Here is a 16,956-nt window from a genome sequence, read left to right as displayed (position 1 = left end):
GATGATTGTCAGGGTGGTATCAGGCACTGGCGGGCTTACGCCGCCGCATCAACAACAGTTGCGCGAGGATCACCAGGGTCATGGTCGTGATAAAGACGATGGTGCCGATCGCGTTGATGGTCGGGCTCACCTGCCCTTGCAGCGTATTGAGGATGCGCACGGGCACCGTTTCGTTAAGCCCCGACACGAACCAGGCGACAGCGAACTCATCGAAGGAAACGGCCATGGTCACGAACAGCGCGGCGAAAATGCTCGGCGCCGTGAATGGCAGGATCACATGACGCATGGCCTTCCATTGATTGGCTCCCAGGTTCCAGGCCGCCGCCTCAATGTTCGGATCCATCTGCGCCAGGCGCATCCTGATGACCGCCATTGCGAACGGTGCGCACATTACGATATGGCTGATCATCACCGCGTAGATCTCGCCGGAAAGCCCGACCCGCGACAGGAAAGCCAGCATCGCCAGGCCCATGATCACCACCGGGATGGTGGGCGGCAGTAGCGCGAGCGCCATGTAGATCGACTTGCCGAAGAACGGGTAACGGAAGTCTGTGTAAGCCGCCGTAAACCCAAGCAGGGTTGAGACCAGCGACACGACCACACCCACCGTCAGGCTGTTCCTGAATGCCTGCCAGACCGCCGGATCGCTGGCGATCATCTCGTACCAGTGCAGGCTGAAACCGCCCAGTGGCAAGGAAGGGAAACGGTCAATGTTGAACGAGAACACGAAGCTGCCGGCAATCGGCAAAAAGATGAAGAGGAACACCATTACGACAAAGCTGCGAAGCAAGAAGTTAATCAACCGATGCTCGTTCATGCGCGCCTCCGGTAAGCGAAGCGAACCGCACCAAAAGCCGCGATGAGCAACGTCACAATCATCATCGTTGCGATCACCGCCGCGCGTGGCCATTGCTGGCCGGACTTGGTGGTGTCCGTAATCAGCGTACTCAAGGTCGGCGGCTGACCACCACCCAGGTAGAGCGGGCTGACAAAGTCGCCGAAGGTCAGGATGAAGCAGAACAGCGCCGCAACCACGATGCCGATCCGCGCCGATGGCAGCACCACCAACAGCACCGTTCGCAATCGTCCGCAGCCCAGGTTGTGCGCCGCCTCGATCAACGAACGATCGATGTACATCAGGCTGAACAGTTGCAGCAAAACCACCAATGGCAGGCACAGCGTGAAATAACCGACATAAGTACCGAACGCCGTATTCAACATGGCAAACGGCTCTATCCCAAGCAGACCGAGTGCGGCATTGAAGATGCCGTTATCGCTGAGGAACACCTGCCATGAATAGGTGCGCACCAGGTAGCTGGTGAAGAACGGAGTGACCAGCAGCAACACCAGCAGCTGCTTTGCCGACTCACGAAACTTGAAGGCGATCGTATAAGCGCAGGGAAAGGCCACCAGGCTCACCAGCACGGTGGCGCTCGCCGCCATGGCGAGTGTATGGACGTAGGCGTCCCAAAAAAAGGCGCGACTGAGCATGTAGCTCCAGTTGAGCCATTCGAACGTTGGCACCATCCGGAAGTTGCGTACAAGCCAAAAGCTGATGGCCACCAGAAATGCCAGCGGGAATACGAAGAAAATCAATTGCCAGATCAGGATTGGCATCGAGAAACACAGGCCAAACAACGGCAAGCGCCACACCTTCTTGCCGGGATGCTGCGTTTGGGCATCGGTATTTCCCGAAAGCCCTAACGACGAAGCCTTCAACTTGTCTGAAATCATAGCGACCACCTCCACTCGTCTCGTCAAGCACCCTTGTATTGCGACCAGAAGTCATTCCACTCATCCAGACTCTGCCGGACCGGGAGTTCGCGGTACTTGATACGACCATCGCGTATGTCATCCATGACGTTGCGCTCACCGAGCAGCATGCCTTGGCGCTTCGCCTCGGCGGGATCGGTCTGGTTCAACAGTTCCCATCCCTTTTTGCTCGGGATCAGCGCTGGATAAGCGGCCATCTTCGCCGACTTGACCTGGCCTTCAGGTGAGGTGATGTATTGGATGAACTTCTTCGCCAGCTCCGGACTGTGTGCTTTTTTAGCGATGCAGTAAGACTCCGTCCATTGCAATCCGCCCTCTTTCGGCAAGACGGTTTTCACCGGTGCGCCGGCTCGTTGCAAGACACCGGTAATCCAGTCGCCGATGCCGCACATGGCATGGATCTGACCATTTTTCAGTGAAGAAAAGGTTCCGCCATAATCGAAGAAACCACCGATTTGCGCACGCAGGCTCATCATCTTCTGCTGCACCGTTTGCCAGTGCGCGGTATCGATGTCGTACGGGCGCACGTTGCCATTCATCAAGCTGATCTGTCCGAGATTCGGCAGGTGCCAGTCGAAGTGTCCAACCTTGCCCTTGAGGCTTTCGTCCCAGAACACGTCATAGCTGTGCACCTTATCTTGGGGAACGAGTTGGGTGTTGTAGGCGATGCCGAGGAAGCCAAAGCGAATCAGGACCGAGTAGAGCTTGTCCCCCTGCCAGTGGCCGGGAAAATGCTGGAACTCTGGGTAGAAGTCATCGAAGGGGTAGTCAGCGGGGTCAAGTTGCTCGATGTACTCGGCGGCATTGAGTTGCTGGACATATTCGGCGTCGGACAGGATCAGGTCGAAAGTGCCGGGCGGGGATTGTGAGATCAACCCCAGCATGTTGTCGCCACCGGTATAGTACTTGGCCCGGACCCTGACCCCATATTTGCGCTCGAACTCAGCGACGATGTCCGGCTCTGCGTGTCCGGCCCATGCGAGTATGACCAGTTCTTTTTCCGCTGCGGCGAAGCTTCTCAAGGGCAGCAAACCAGAAAGCGCTGCGGTGCCTGCCAGAATGCTGGAGGTCTTGAGGAATGTACGGCGTGAAAGGTCGATGCGATTTTTCATTATTGTCTCGCCTGGTGATGGAAAGTGGCTCTGATGAAAAGTGCTCCTGTCCGTCTCATCCTTTTGCTCTTGCCTGCTGCCTGCTATCGCTGCCAACCAAACGCATCATTCGCTGGCTGGATGCATTGCATCAGGTCGCCATCACCCTTTTTTGTGCGCGTCCGACCTGGACTTTGTCAGATCCGACTCATGCCCCTTCCCACGCAAAAGCGACGAGCCCTAATCCGATAACCGGACAGAAATGACAAATCAGAGGGTGTTTTGTCATTTACGGGTCGGATTTAGACAAATCTGCGCCCTCCCCCTCTGATCGAATTGATCCACGCGCCACCTTCGATTCCTGCAATCCGCAAGGTCGGCCAGACGATAGGCAAACGCCCCCAACCACCGGTTAAAAATCACCAACGGTCAAACACTTTCAGAGGGTGTGTAGATGAACAACAGTGTCGTTATTGGAGAACTCACCTGGCCTGCGTATGCAGAGAAGGTCGCTGCCGGCAGCCCAATCTTTCTGCCCGTGGGTGCACTGGAACAGCATGGACATCACATGTGCATGGAAGTCGATGTGCTGCTGCCTACCGCGATATGCAAGGCGGTAGCGCAGAATGTCAGCGGCCTGGTTTTACCTGCCCTCGCCTATGGCTACAAGTCTCAGCAGAAATCAGGCGGCGGCAACCACTTCCCGGGAACAACCAGCCTCGATGGAGCCACGCTGACCCATACCGTGCAGGACATCATCAGAGAACTTGCACGCCATGGCGCACGCAAACTGGTGATGATGAACGGGCACTTTGAAAATTCGATGTTCATTGTCGAGGGCATAGACCTTGCCCTTCGGGAGCTTCGCTACGGTGGCATCAGTGACTTCAAGGTCGTCGTGCTGTCCTATTGGGACTTCGTCAACGATCCTGCGGTCATCGAAAAGCTATATCCCGAGGGATTCCTCGGCTGGGATATCGAACATGGCGGAATTTTCGAAACCTCTCTGATGCTGGCCCTGCACCCCGACAAGGTCGATCTGAGTCGTGCGGTTGATCATCCTCCCGCGACCTTCCCGCCTTACGACGTCTTTCCCATCATCCCGGAGCGCACACCGGCCTGCGGAACACTGTCATCACCTAAAGGTTCCAGTCGCGAGAAAGGCGAGCTGATTCTGGAAGTCTGTGTCTCTGGCATCAGCGCCGCTGTGCGCGAGGCTTTTGATTTGGACACCTGAAGAACACACGGACGTGCCGAAACAAGTACTCACGGTTATTGCTTCACCCTCTCCAAGTAAAATAAAAAGGGTAAGTCTCATGTCCAGCAGCTCAACCTTGGCCCCAGGCCTCAAGCAGCGTCACGTCACCATGCTGTCCATTGCCGGAGCCATTGGCGCCGGCCTGTTCATCGGTTCAGGACACGCCATCGCCTCGGCGGGGCCGGCCGCCATCCTGGCGTACATTTTTTCCGGCACCCTGGTCGTGCTGGTGATGCGCATGCTGGGAGAGATGGCCGTAGCGTCGCCCGATACAGGATCGTTTTCGACCTATGCCGAGCGGGCGATGGGACGCAGCGCCGGCTTCACCATCGGCTGGCTGTACTGGTGGTTCTGGGTACTGGTCATTCCGATTGAAGCCATCGCCGCTGCCGCCATCCTGCACGCCTGGTTTCCCGCCATTCAGACCTGGGAGTTCGCCATAGCGGTCACCGGCCTGCTGACCTTGACCAACCTGTTCAGTGTCGCCCGGTACGGGGAGTTCGAGTTCTGGTTCGCCATGCTCAAAGTCATCGCGGTTCTGGGGTTTATCGCGCTTGGCGCGCTTGCCCTGGTGGGCGGATTACCGGATACGACGGTGAGTGGAGTCGTTCAACTAAGTCATGAGTTCGGAGGTTTCATGCCCAATGGCATGACCGCCGTCATCGGCGCGATGCTCACCACCGTGTTCAGCTTCATGGGCACGGAAATCGTCACCATTGCCGCTGCCGAATCGCAAAACCCCGCCAAACAGATCACCCGCGCGACCAACTCCGTCGTCTGGCGAATGGGGATTTTCTATATCGTCTCGGTATTCCTCATCATCTCCATCGTCCCCTGGAACGACCCCATGCTCATGGAAGTCGGCTCTTACCAGAGGGCGCTCGAGTTGATGAACATTCCACACGCGAAAATGATCGTCGATATCGTCGTGCTGATTGCTGTAGCCAGTTGCCTCAATTCAGCCATCTATACCGCGTCACGCATGGTCTACTCCCTGAGCAAGCGCGGTGATGGCCCTCGAGTGCTGCAGAAGACGTCGACTTCAGGGGTGCCTTATATCGCGGTGCTGGCCAGCACAGCGGTCGGTTTTCTGACCACGGCACTCAATTACTTTGCACCCAACGAAGTCTTCTCCTTCCTCCTGGCCAGCTCCGGTGCCGTTGCGCTGCTGGTCTATCTGGTCATCGCTGTTTCGCAACTGGTACTGCGCAAGAAGATGAATGCTTCGCGGCAACCGATCGCGTTCAAGATGTGGTTTTTCCCCTGGCTCAGCTACCTGGTCATTGCCTGCATCTTGAGCATCCTGGTGGTCATGCTGATCTTGCCGCAGCATCGCATGGAAGTTGTAGCGACAGGTGCGCTGACATTGTCCATCGTCTGTATGGGTGCAATCTTCAACTCCAGGAAGAAGACAGTGCAAGCCGTCGACATCGCGCGAACCGAAAACGCTTGAGGCGCTATCCCCGATAGCAACACGCATCCTCGTTCACCTCTTTCCGGCCGCTCTCCACCACGGAGCTGGCCGGTTTTTTTGTTGATCACTCATGCCTGACTCCCCACGCTTTCTGCGCCCCCTCCAGCCAATCGAGACTCATGACATCTTGCGTGCGTATTCCTTTCGTCAAGGTCCATTGACCGGACACACACAGTAAAATCCTGAAGCCTGTAAGCAGGGCATACAATCACAAAAACGAGATGACGTTGCCCGTATCGGCAGCTTGCCGCGGAGCATGTCACTGATGCAGTTGAGGAGCGGTAATAATGGCGAAACTCCAGGTGGTGAAACCCGCCGCAGGACGTTCGGCGAATGAACAACGACCGGTGAAAACCGTGGGTTTCCTGGTCATCCCCAACTTCACCACCATCGGCTTCGCCTCCGCCGTGGAAACACTGCGCATGGCCAACCTGGCCGCGCGCAAACCGATGTTCCGCACGGTCATCATCGCCGCCAGCCTGGATCCGGTGACAGCCAGCAACGGCATGCGCATCCTGCCTGACCATACCATCACCGATGCACCCAAACTCGACATGCTGTTCGTTGTAGGATCAAACCCGATCGTCTCCAATCACAGCAGCCGACCACTGCTCAATTGGCTACGCAAGCTGGCGCATGATCAGGTACCACTGGGCGGGATCTGCACTGGCAGCCACTTGTTGGCGCGCGCCGATCTGCTCAAGGGCTATCGCTGCACGATTCACTGGGAAGACATCGAAGCACTGAAAGAGCGTTTTCCGGGGATCATCATTTCCAACCAGCTGTTCGAGCTGGACCGTGATCGCTACACCTGCTCCGGTGGCGTGGCCTCCATGGACATGACCCTGCAGTTGATCGCCCGCGAACCTGGTGGTCGCGATATCGCAGCCCATGCGGCCGAGTTGTTGTTGTGTGATCGGGTACGCAATGCACAGGAACAACAGCGTGTGCCATTGCGGCAAAAGCTGGGTACCTCGCAGCCCAAGCTCAGCCAGATGGTGGCGATCATGGAAGCCAATCTCGAGGAGCCGGTGGGCCTTGAGGAACTCGCGCGGTTGAACGAGGTGTCGGTGCGCCAGCTCGAACGCCTGTTTCACAAGCATCTGCAGCGCACGCCGAGTCAGTACTACCTGGAATTGCGCCTTGCACGGGCGCGTCAATTATTGCTGCGCAGCGAATCGCAGGTACGTGATATCGCCCTCGCCTGCGGCTTCGTTTCGCCTGCGCATTTCTCCAAATGCTACAGCCGTTTCTTTGGCGTATCGCCGATGGGTGAGCGCAAGCAAGTAGTGGCGGTGCATTGATTCGACATTGATGTTGGCCGGGCTGGCCTCTTCGCGGGCAAGCCCTAATGTCGATCCCTTAACTGATCGACATTAGGGCTTGCCCGCGATGGCGTCCGCAATGTCACCCTCGCGGGCCGGTTGTGTTTCATGTCGAGAGAGGGTCAGTCCTGCAACGCCTTATGCGCCGTTTCCCGGCTCGCCAACATAGCAATCAAAGCTACCGCCGCTGCAGCCAGCAGATACCAGGCCGGGGCCATTTTGTTGCCGGTCAGTTGAATCAGCCAGGTTGCGATAAACGGCGCGGTGCCGCCGAACACCGCGTTGGCGATGTTGAAGCTGAAGGCAAAACCACTGAAGCGGACGCGGGTGGGAAATATCTCGGCGAGGAAGCACGGCAAGGTGCCGTCGTTCATCGCCAGGATCGCGCCGAAAGCAATCTGGATCATCAGAATCACCATCAGCGGTTGATTCTCCAACATCCCGAACAGAGGAAATGTCAGCACCAGGAACAATATTGAAGCGCTCAGCAGCATGGTTTTGCGTCCGAACCGATCCGACAGTTTGCCCATCAGAAAGATCAGCCCGATGTAAGTCGCCAGCGATACCGTGGACGCCAGGAACGAATCACTCTCGCTCATGCCCATTTCGGTGGACAGGTAGGTCGGCATGTAGCTGAGCAACAAGTAGAACGCCACCGCATTCAGGCAGGTCGCGCCGATCCCGATCATCACACTGCGTCGGTGCACGGTCAGCAATTCGCGAACCGGAGCGTGGGTCGCGCACTCCTTCGCTTCAAGGCGTTTTTCCATCTCCAGGAACTTGGGCGTGTCTTGCAGACTCATGCGGATGTAGCGCCCCACCAGCCCAAATGGCGCTGCCAGCAGAAAGGGTAAACGCCAGCCCCAGCTGTGCAGATCCTCGACACTCATCCACGCATGCAGGCCGGCGACAAAGACCGCGCCGAAGAGTAAGCCAGCCGCCGTACTCGCCGGGACAATGCTGGTGTACAAACCGCGTTTACCCTCGGGCGCATACTCGGCGAGAAAGGCCGAGGCCCCGGCGTATTCACCTGAAGCGGAAAAACCCTGGAACAAGCGAATCAGCAACAACAAGGCCGGTGCCCACAGGCCGATATGGTTGTAGGTCGGCAGGATACCGATGCAAAAGGTCGAGATCGACATGATCAGAATCGACCAGGACAGCGCACTACGCCGCCCGTATTTGTCACCGAAGTGGCCCCAGACCAGTCCCCCCAGCGGGCGGACGATAAACGACAGCGCAAACACGGCGAACGTCGCCAGTAGCGCGGTCGTCTTGTCTGTTTGCGGAAAAAACGTGAGCGCGATGACGGTTGCCAGGTAGCCGTAGGCCGCATAGTCGAACCACTCGACGAAATTACCCATGAAGCTGGCACTGGCCGCGCGCCGCAGGGCCTTGCGCTCGGCGGTCTGTTCAAGTTTCTGCGCCAGGGTCGGCGTCAAGCTTGCGCTTTGGGTGCTCATTGGGCACCTCCGGTGTCAGAGGTGTGGTGATCGAAACGAAGAGTCGAGGCGTAGAACATGACAAAACCCTCTATTGTTTTACTTGGCAGGGTCAAGGCTCGGTAAATGCTGCGCGCTATTTAGCGTGCATGCATTGTTTTGTTCCGGTTTATCTCAGCCACCGGGAAGATTTTTCGTCACTCGTCAAAGCAAAACGCCGCACAGGTTCACTGTGCGGCGCGGGATCTTACTTCTTGATGATGTTGTGTTCCGGACCATACGGGAACTTGGTGATGTTTTCCCCACCCTGTTCGTTGACAATCAGGATGTCGTGTTCACGATACCCGCCGGCACCCGGAAGGCCCTCGGGCAGCATGATCATCGGTTCAATGGACACCACCATCCCTGGCTCCAGCACCGTGTCGATGTCTTCGCGCAATTCCAGCCCGGCTTCGCGCCCGTAGTAATGGCTCAGCGTACCGAAGGAGTGGCCGTAGCCGAAGGTGCGGTATTGCAGCAGATCGTGTTCCAGGAAAATCTCGTTCAGTTGCAGCGCGATATCGCAGCAGCGCATGCCTGGTTTGATCAGCTTCAGACCAGCCTCGTGCACTTTGACGTTAACTTCCCATAAGCGCAGATGCTCATCGGAGCAGTGGTCCAGGAACAAGGTACGTTCCAGTGCGGTGTAGTAACCGGCAATCATCGGGAAGCAGTTAAGGCTGAGGATGTCACCCTTGTTGACCTTGCGCGACGTGACCGGGTTATGTGCACCATCGGTGTTGATACCGGACTGGAACCAGGTCCAGGTGTCCATCAGTTCGGAATCCGGGAAAGTGCGGGCAATTTCGCGCACCATCGCCTGAGTGGCATGCAGGGCTACTTCGTATTCTGGCACCTGATCACGCAAGGCTTCGACGATGGCCGCACCGCCGATGTCCGCGATGCGCGCGCCATGGCGAATGATCGCGTGTTCTTCGGTGGACTTGATCATGCGCATACGCATGCACGGTGCGGCGATATCCACCAGCTCAGCCTGCGGATAGCGGCTGGCGAGTTTGTCGCGATTGAGCAAGTTCAGATGATCGAACTCGATGCCGATGCGCCCGGCCTTGGGCAAGGCCTGCTGGATCGCGACGAAGTAGTTGTCGCGCTGCCAGTCGGTGTAGACGATGTTTTCAGTGCCGACGGTCCTGCGCCACGGCTGACCGCCATCGATGTTGGCGCTGATGGTCACGGCGCTGTCCTGGGTCACGACCAGCGCGTACTGACGCCCGAAGGAGCAGTACAGGAAATCGCTGTAGTAGTTGATGTTGTGATAAGACGTGAAGACTGCCGCGTCGATATTGTTCTGCGCCAGATAAGCCCGCAATTTGGCCTGGCGGTTGGCATATTCCTGAGCCGAGAACGTCGGATTCACTTTTTCGCCGTTCTTGATCTGGATGGTTTTCGGCATTTGCATGTCATTTATCCTTGTCATTGTTTGAGCAACAGAAGGCGCCAATCTGGCGGGCCGCTGAAGATCATTCGAACAGATGCAAGGTGAGGTTTTTTGCGCGAATCCGACCTGTAGTTGGTCATACCCGCTGTTTGCGAATGTGGTCCCCGAATCCCCCCGGCAGAAACAAAAATGCCCCCGGCAAGCGCGGTAAAAGCCGCTTGGCGGGGGCATTGGCAAAGGACAACGCAGTCAGTGCGCGAGCGTGCTTGCTCGCGATGTGGCCGGTGCGTTCAACATTGCTACCCGCTGATTCTGCGCCTTCGTGAGCAAGCTCGCGCCCATATGATCGCGAGGGTGTGCTCCGAAGTATTGGCGATAGCAGCGCGAGAAATGTTGCACCGAGACGAAACCGCACTCCCCGGCGACATCTGACAAGGAATGTTCACCGGCCCGCAACAACTGGCGCGCCTGTTGCAGCCGCAAATCCAGGTAGTGTCGGGACGGCGAACAACCCAGACTGCGCTTGAACAGCCGTTCCAGATGTCGCCGGGAAATGCCCATGGTGTCGGCCAGTTCGTCGATACCCAGCGTTCGGCGCAAGTGCTCGTTCATCAATGCCAGTGTTGCTTGAAGTTTTTCCGGGGCGTCATGCAGGGGAAGTAGCGGCCGAGCCTGGCGTGCTGCATGTTTTTCCATCCGCAGTATCAGACCACGACCGTGGGTCCGGGCGAGAAGCTCGTGCATCAACCCTTGAACGGCCTGCGGGCCGACGCAGGTCAGACGTTGGCGATCGACACAGAACGGTGCTGCTACCGGCGTCAACTCGCGCAAAGCAGCAAAGGTCAGTGATGGGGTGGGCTGCGGCAAGCTGCAGCGGAAACCATCCAGCGCGCCAATCTGCGCCAGTAGCCAACCGGCCTTACCCAACGCCCCCAGGCTGATCGGTTGCCTCGCCCAGTGGTTCAGCTGCTGGAGCAAGTCTGGATTTTCAGTTTGAAGATGCAGCTTATCCCCACCGCAGAGGATTAATACATCGAACATTTGTGCCTGATCCAGTCGTGCAGTGGCGGTTGCGATGCCGTTGCTGGCGTTCAGTTGCTGTCCGTCCAGGCTAAGCATTTGCCATTGGCAAACATTGCACCCCGCCAACTGATTGGCCTGGCGCAATGGCTCCAGCGCATTGGCAAGGGCATACAAATCGAAGGCTTCCATCAACCAGAAACCAATACGCAGCATCGGCGGTTGTGGCCGGCCAGACTCGGTCAATTGCAGCATGTTCCACTCCCCCGTTGGTCAAGATACTCGACAAACAAAGCCCCGGCACGCATCGGGCCGACGGTATGGGAGATGGAGGGGCCGACACCCATCTTGAACAAGTCAAAAACACTGATAGCCATCGTCGATCTCCGCGCCGCATCAAAGGTGTCAGGAATTCACCCGATTGTCGGCGTCAGGAATCATCAAGGCGTGTCAGATATCGACTCCCAAGTGTTCGTCACTACCAAGGGCGAGCTGGATGTGTTGCTCGCACTAGCCTTGAGGAGCATTAAACGATGCGCACACTGAATCGCCGATGAGCGGGATGGCTATGGAGCGCAAGACCGTCGCCTGCCCAGCTCAATCTCGTCCGAGCGACTACAACGCTCAAGACTGGAGCAGCGCCCTCAGTTGCTCTGGAACCTCAATAACTTCCCTGGTAACCGGCGAGATGCAAACGTGTGTAAGGCTAGAAGTAAATGCCATAACATCTGGCGCTACACTACCTTCGACTAGAAATGTGAACGAGTGAAGCCCAATACTGGAAACACTTACCTTCATGGAAAGTTCGTCATCCCAAGTGACCGGATGAAGAAACTCTAGCGAGAAGGCCCTTGCTGGAGGCAGTAGATTAAAACCGAGCAGGGTTCTTAATCCGGGACCGGAAAGCCAGACGGTAAGGGCATCATGAATGGCCTCGACAACGAAATACGAAAACCTGGGTGTATAGACAATCCCCTCCGGATCACAGTCGCCGAACAATACCTTTCTCTTGATAGTCACTGAGTTCGACACAAGATCAATCCTTAATATTGAGTGACAGAGCTCAAACAACCGCGTCGCAGCGCCTGTTTGTCCGGGGCAGACGATACCTCCCTCTCATCTCTAATGCATAGCCGCTATAGCGGCAAGGACGAAGTCATGCCTGAAGAAAAGATAACGTTCGTGAACGGTGAGCCGGCCCAGGCTGTGTAAAAACGCAGACGCCGTTTTGAAGTCCTCGCGCCTACATTGGAAATATGAAGAGCGAGGGATCAACGCAACTTCAGCGGATCGACCATCTGCGCCGCGATGGCCATGCCCACCAGTTCCGGCAACGTGTTGGCCTGCATGCGTTTCATGACGCGCGCGCGATACAGATCAACGGTTTTTGCGCTCACGCCCAGTTGCTCCGCGATTTCGCGGGTGGTGTAGCCCTGCACCAGCGGTAACATGACATCGCGCTCGCGCGGGGTCATGCTCAGCAAGCGCGCCTGCAAGGCTTCGTGACCCTGGTTGCCCGAACGGTTGGCGGCACAGTTGCTGAGCGCCTGTTGCACGCTGTCCAGCAACAGCTGCTCGTTGTAGGGCTTCTCGATAAAGTCATGGGCACCGGCCTTGAATGCGCGCACCACGATCGGCACATCCGCATGCCCGCTGACGAAGATGATCGGCAGGTTCAGTTGGCGTACGCGCATTTCTTCCTGCACGTTCAAGCCGCCCATGCCGGGCATGCGCACGTCGAGCAACACGCAGGCATCGAGACTTGCATCGCAGGCATCGAGGAACGCGACGCCACTGGTAAACGGCAAAGCCTTGAGACCGACCGACTCCAATAACCAGACCGTCGATTCGAGCATGCCCTGGTCATCATCGACCACGTACACAACCTGCTCCGTTACACCTGCCATTACCTGATTCCTATTGTTGTTGTTTTGTCGGGCCAGCCAGCGGCAGGCGGCAACACATCAGCAGCCCGACGGGCTGACGCAGGGCATTCAGTTCGCCACCGAAACCTTCGATGATGCTGCGGCTCATGGACAGACCAAGCCCCAGACCATCGGCCTTGCTGGTGTAGAACGGGGTAAATATCTGTTCCAGTTCCGGCTCGCTGACGCCTGGCCCCTGGTCTCGCACACGGATTTCCACGCAGGCGCCACTGCCCTGCTCCACGGTCATCACGATCTGCGAAGGTAGCCCGGGATGTTGCTCACGGTTGGCGTCGATGGCATTGCGCAACAGATTGAGCAGAACCTGTTCCAGCAATACGCGGTCGGCATAAACGGGTGGCAGATTATCCGGCAGTCGATCCTCGATTGTCACTTGGCAATTACTCGCCTCCCAGGCACACAAACGCACGGCTTCGCGGGCGACGTCGGTCAAGTTCAACGCCTGCATGCGCCGCTGTCCCTTGCGCAAAAAGGAGCGTAACCGCCGGATCACTTCGGAGGCGTGGGTGGCGTGATGGGTAATGCGTTCCAGGCCCTGGGTCACTCTGGCAGCGGCCTGGGGATTGGAATCCAGTGTCTGTAGATAGCGCTGGCTCGCATTCGCATAATTGACCACGGCAGCCAGCGGCTGATTGATTTCGTGGGCGATCCCCGAGGCCAGTTCACCGAGAGTGACCAAGCGTGCGGTGTGTGCCAGTTCGTCCTGATGACGGCGTTGTTGTACCTCCCGCAGCTCGCGCTCGGTCATGTCGCGCGCGACCAATGAGTAGTAACGCTCGCCCCCGGCGGAACGGTGCGCCAACAGTACCAGCGACACCGGCACCGATGTGCCGCCACCCGGTGGTTGCAACCGCGCATCGGTGCTCCAGACACCGTCGCGCTCGGCGCTCTGCCAGCCATCACGCTGCAGGCGCGCAAGGTCGCCGCTGGCGAACAACGCGGCCAGGGCCGGCATGGGTTGTTGCTCATCAATCCCGAGGATCCGGCGCGCGGCTGGATTGAGGTAAGTGACCTGGCCCTCCGGGGCGATGAACAACACCGGATCGATGTTGGCCTCGACCACTTCGGCCAGGCGTCGCTTGTTCTCCTCGGCCTGCACTCGGGCGGTGATGTCCCGGGATACGCTGACGACTTCGACCACCGTCCCGGTGTAGGTTTCCCGGATCGCCCGGCTGGCAGTTTCGAACCACAGGTAATGGCCGTCGCGATGACGGATGCGATAAGTCATGGTGTGATAACCATCCTGCTCCAGCGCATCACGCGCGCGCTGCACCAGACCGGCCAGATCCTGGCCATGAAACAGGCCCTGGGCCAATTGCCCGCGCAACTCTTCGGGCCAGTAACCGAGCAAGGTCCAGGATGCCGGTGACGCATCGATAACGTGCCCATCCGGCGTGTGACGGGAAATCAGGTCGGTCGTGTTTTCGATGATCAGCCGGTACAGCCGCCGTGCGGTGGCCGCTTCACGCTCCGCCAGCACTTGGGCCGTGGCGTCGCGGCAACGGGCGAGCACTCGGTTGTCCTGGGGGTCGGGGATGAACGTCCAGATCAGGATCTGCGCTTCAAACTGAGCCTCGACGCCTTCGATGGCGCGTTGCTGATCCAGGCAGGCACGCACCAGCACCCGATGATTGACCGGTAAAAAACCCGACACATCGGTCAGCGACTTCTCGGCGAGCAGCGCCATCAGTGCCGCGTTGAACTCCAGCGGTCGACCTTGTGCATCGAGCAACAGGCTCGGTTGTGGATCGTGGCCCAGCAGCGGCGAACCACGCAGCATGCCGTTGACGCTGCTCAGCAGCGTCGTCAGCAAATCCTGCACCCAGCCCAGCCAATCGAGACTCACGCCCTCGCACACCTGCACCAGCAACAACCCCGGCTGCCCCGGCTGCAAGGCCAGATCGAATACCTGGCCATGGCTGATCGCGGCCCGCCGCAACCGGCCGGACAACCAGCAATCGAGTTGACGGACTTGAGACAGGTCCAGGCGCCCCGCCTCGACCAGATGCTCGAAGAGCAACTGGTCGCTGGCCAGCGCCGGATCGCCAAGTCCCGGCGGAAAATGCTGGGCGGTGCCCTCATGGCTGTAGATCCGCGCATTGGGCTGCCAACTCAGGTAAACCGCCCGCTGCACCTCGGGGCAATCCTGCAGCGCCTGACACAACGCATCGGCCCGGGCGGCCAGAGACACGCCCTCTCGCTGCAGGTGCAACCAACTGTGCAATCGAACGGGAGTCAGGGTCATTGCGGGTCCACTTCGTCAGGGAAACCAAGCATATACCAGCCTTGGAGGGCTGGCGGCGGTGATTTGGAGTCAAAAGAATCAAATATAGTATATATACTATACTTCGTAGGTTGTACTTCCATATTAACGGCAGAATGTTATATAAGGTAACCCGGACTTTGAAGGTGACCTCGGCGAGGTCAACCATAGAGCTAACAATCAGCCATCGAGTACCCGCACATGTCTATCTATGACCAAGGCCTAGGCCCTTCGGCTGTGAACCACATAGCCTTGTCTCCGCTCAGTTTCATCGAGCGCACTGCCAGCACTTATCCTGATCTCCCCGCCGTCATCCACGGTTCGATTCGTCGCACCTGGGCGCAGACCTACACCCGTTGCCGACGTCTGGCCTCGGCGCTGGCCGGTCGCGGTATCGGCAAGAACGACACGGTCGCGGTGATGCTGCCCAACATTCCCGAGATGCTTGAAGTGCATTTCGGTGTGCCGATGATCGGTGCCGTGCTCAACCCGCTCAACGTGCGCCTCGATGCCGAGGCAATCGCCTTCATGCTGCAGCATGGCGAGGCCAAGGTGTTGATTACCGACCGCGAGTTCCATGATGTGATCCAGGCGGCGCTTGGCATGCTCGATCACCCGCCTCTGGTGATCGACGTCAATGACCCGGAATACGGTGAAGGTCAGGCCGCGAGCGACCTGGACTACGAAGCGCTGTTGGCCGAAGGCGACCCGGCATTCGACTGGCAATGGCCGGTCGACGAGTGGCAAGCCATTTCGCTGAATTACACGTCAGGCACCACCGGCAACCCCAAGGGCGTGGTCTACCACCATCGCGGCGCTTACCTGAGCGCATTGGGCAACCAGATGACCTGGGCCATAGGCAACCACCCGGTGTACCTCTGGACCCTGCCGATGTTCCATTGCAATGGCTGGTGCTACCCATGGACCATCACCGCCCTGGCGGGTGTGCACGTATTCCTGCGCCGGGTCGATCCACAGAAAATCCTCACGCTGATCCGCGAGCATCAGGTCACTCACCTGTGCGGCGCACCGATCGTGCTCAATGCACTGGTGAACATGCCCGAATCAGCCAAAGCGGCCATCGATCACCCGGTCAATGCCCTGGTCGCGGGCGCTGCGCCACCGGCCAAAGTGATCGGTGCCGTCGAAGAGATGGGCATCAAGGTCACTCACGTATTTGGCCTGACCGAAACCTATGGCCCGGTGACGGTCTGCGCCTGGCACGCCGAATGGGATGAGTTTTCTCTGGAGAAGCGGGCGCAAATCAAGTCGCGACAGGGCGTGCGCTACCCGACGCTGGAAGGCGTGATGGTCGGCGATAGCACAACGCTGGAGCCAACCCCGCGCGACGGCCAGACCATCGGCGAGATCTTCCTGCGCGGCAACACTGTCATGAAGGGTTACCTGAAGAACCCGACCGCCACTGCCGAAGCGTTCGAGGGCGGCTGGTTCCACACCGGTGACCTGGCCGTCTGGCATCCCGACGGTTACGTCGAAATCAAGGACCGGCTCAAGGACATCATCATCTCGGGCGGCGAGAACATCTCCACCATCGAACTCGAAGGCGTGCTCTATCGCCACCCGGGTGTGATGGAAGCAGCGGTGGTCGCCCGTCCCGATGAGAAATGGGGAGAAACGCCCTGCGCCTTCGTCACCTTGAAGGCTGATCACCAGGACGTTCGCGAGGCCGACATCATCAGTTTCTGCCGTGAACATCTGGCCGGATTCAAGGTACCGCGAACAGTGGTTTTCACGCTCTTGCCGAAGACTTCAACAGGCAAGATCCAGAAGTACGTATTGCGCGACCGGGCCAAGGCGCTCTAACCCCATCTGACATTGCATCCATCAAGCAGCAGGTGTTTTACCTGCTGCCAGGGGTTCGTGCAGGCCGAATTCGGCAGTGCCCTGCCCTACACAACGACAACA

Annotated in this window: 13 protein-coding genes and 1 pseudogene; 4 read left to right on the top strand and 10 right to left on the bottom strand. The window is 58.2% G+C overall.

All coding sequences use genetic code 11. The features are described 5' to 3' along the window. Positions 1-19 precede the first annotated feature (19 nt). The 3 genes from KW849_RS08925 to KW849_RS08915 are packed head-to-tail and all read right to left on the bottom strand — an operon-like array spanning position 20 to position 2,885. The gene (locus KW849_RS08925; protein ID WP_218429034.1) at positions 20-817 is read right to left on the bottom strand and encodes an ABC transporter permease; all 798 of its coding nucleotides are present in this window, start codon (positions 815-817) and stop codon (positions 20-22) included. Further along, on the bottom strand, positions 814-1,734 hold the full coding sequence (locus tag KW849_RS08920) for an ABC transporter permease (RefSeq protein ID WP_218429033.1): 921 nt from the start codon (positions 1,732-1,734) through the stop codon (positions 814-816). Before KW849_RS08920 ends, KW849_RS08925 begins: the two co-directional genes overlap by 4 nt. 23 nt (positions 1,735-1,757) lie before the next feature. Beyond that, the gene (locus KW849_RS08915; protein WP_218429032.1) at positions 1,758-2,885 is read right to left on the bottom strand and encodes an extracellular solute-binding protein; all 1,128 of its coding nucleotides are present in this window, start codon (positions 2,883-2,885) and stop codon (positions 1,758-1,760) included. A gap of 433 nt (positions 2,886-3,318) precedes the next feature. Here KW849_RS08915 and KW849_RS08910 point away from each other — a divergent pair, with 433 nt between their 5' ends. From KW849_RS08910 to KW849_RS08900, 3 genes are all read left to right on the top strand, one after another. Then, positions 3,319-4,101 (top strand): creatininase, encoded by a 783-nt coding sequence (locus tag KW849_RS08910; RefSeq protein WP_218429031.1) that lies wholly within the window; start codon positions 3,319-3,321, stop codon positions 4,099-4,101. A 79-nt stretch (positions 4,102-4,180) separates the two neighbouring features. Then, positions 4,181-5,575: a GABA permease gene (gabP, locus tag KW849_RS08905; protein ID WP_218429030.1), complete on the top strand. Its 1,395-nt coding sequence runs from the start codon at positions 4,181-4,183 to the stop codon at positions 5,573-5,575. 308 nt (positions 5,576-5,883) lie between these two features. After that, complete coding sequence (locus KW849_RS08900; RefSeq protein ID WP_218429029.1) at positions 5,884-6,900, top strand: GlxA family transcriptional regulator; 1,017 nt, start codon at positions 5,884-5,886, stop codon at positions 6,898-6,900. Positions 6,901-7,043: 143 nt separating this feature from the next. Here the strand turns inward: KW849_RS08900 and KW849_RS08895 are convergent, their stop codons facing one another. From KW849_RS08895 to KW849_RS08865, 7 genes and pseudogenes are all read right to left on the bottom strand, one after another. Further along, the gene (locus KW849_RS08895) at positions 7,044-8,384 is read right to left on the bottom strand and encodes an MFS transporter (protein WP_218429028.1); all 1,341 of its coding nucleotides are present in this window, start codon (positions 8,382-8,384) and stop codon (positions 7,044-7,046) included. A 226-nt stretch (positions 8,385-8,610) separates the two neighbouring features. After that, positions 8,611-9,822, bottom strand: coding sequence for a M24 family metallopeptidase (locus KW849_RS08890; protein ID WP_218429027.1), 1,212 nt, complete (start codon positions 9,820-9,822; stop codon positions 8,611-8,613). Positions 9,823-10,050: 228 nt separating this feature from the next. Continuing rightward, positions 10,051-11,076 (bottom strand): GlxA family transcriptional regulator, encoded by a 1,026-nt coding sequence (locus KW849_RS08885; protein ID WP_218429026.1) that lies wholly within the window; start codon positions 11,074-11,076, stop codon positions 10,051-10,053. 11 nt (positions 11,077-11,087) lie between these two features. Then, positions 11,088-11,198: pseudogene (locus tag KW849_RS08880) on the bottom strand (serine dehydratase beta chain); the annotation flags it as partial. Positions 11,199-11,445: 247 nt separating this feature from the next. After that, the gene (locus KW849_RS08875) at positions 11,446-11,853 is read right to left on the bottom strand and encodes a thioesterase family protein (protein WP_218429025.1); all 408 of its coding nucleotides are present in this window, start codon (positions 11,851-11,853) and stop codon (positions 11,446-11,448) included. 239 nt (positions 11,854-12,092) lie between these two features. Then, entirely contained in the window at positions 12,093-12,728 is a 636-nt protein-coding gene (locus KW849_RS08870; protein ID WP_108217675.1) for a response regulator transcription factor, read from the bottom strand. A gap of 10 nt (positions 12,729-12,738) precedes the next feature. Then, complete coding sequence (locus KW849_RS08865) at positions 12,739-15,012, bottom strand: PAS domain S-box protein (protein ID WP_218429024.1); 2,274 nt, start codon at positions 15,010-15,012, stop codon at positions 12,739-12,741. A 219-nt stretch (positions 15,013-15,231) separates the two neighbouring features. On the opposite strand from KW849_RS08865, the gene KW849_RS08860 reads away from it, so the two are divergent. After that, positions 15,232-16,854: an acyl-CoA synthetase gene (locus KW849_RS08860; protein ID WP_218429023.1), complete on the top strand. Its 1,623-nt coding sequence runs from the start codon at positions 15,232-15,234 to the stop codon at positions 16,852-16,854. Positions 16,855-16,956: the final 102 nt, after the last annotated feature.

It is taken from the genome of Pseudomonas sp. PDM26 (assembly GCF_019219185.1).
Lineage (GTDB): Bacteria > Pseudomonadota > Gammaproteobacteria > Pseudomonadales > Pseudomonadaceae > Aquipseudomonas.
This window is presented reverse-complemented; position numbering and strand designations above follow the sequence as displayed.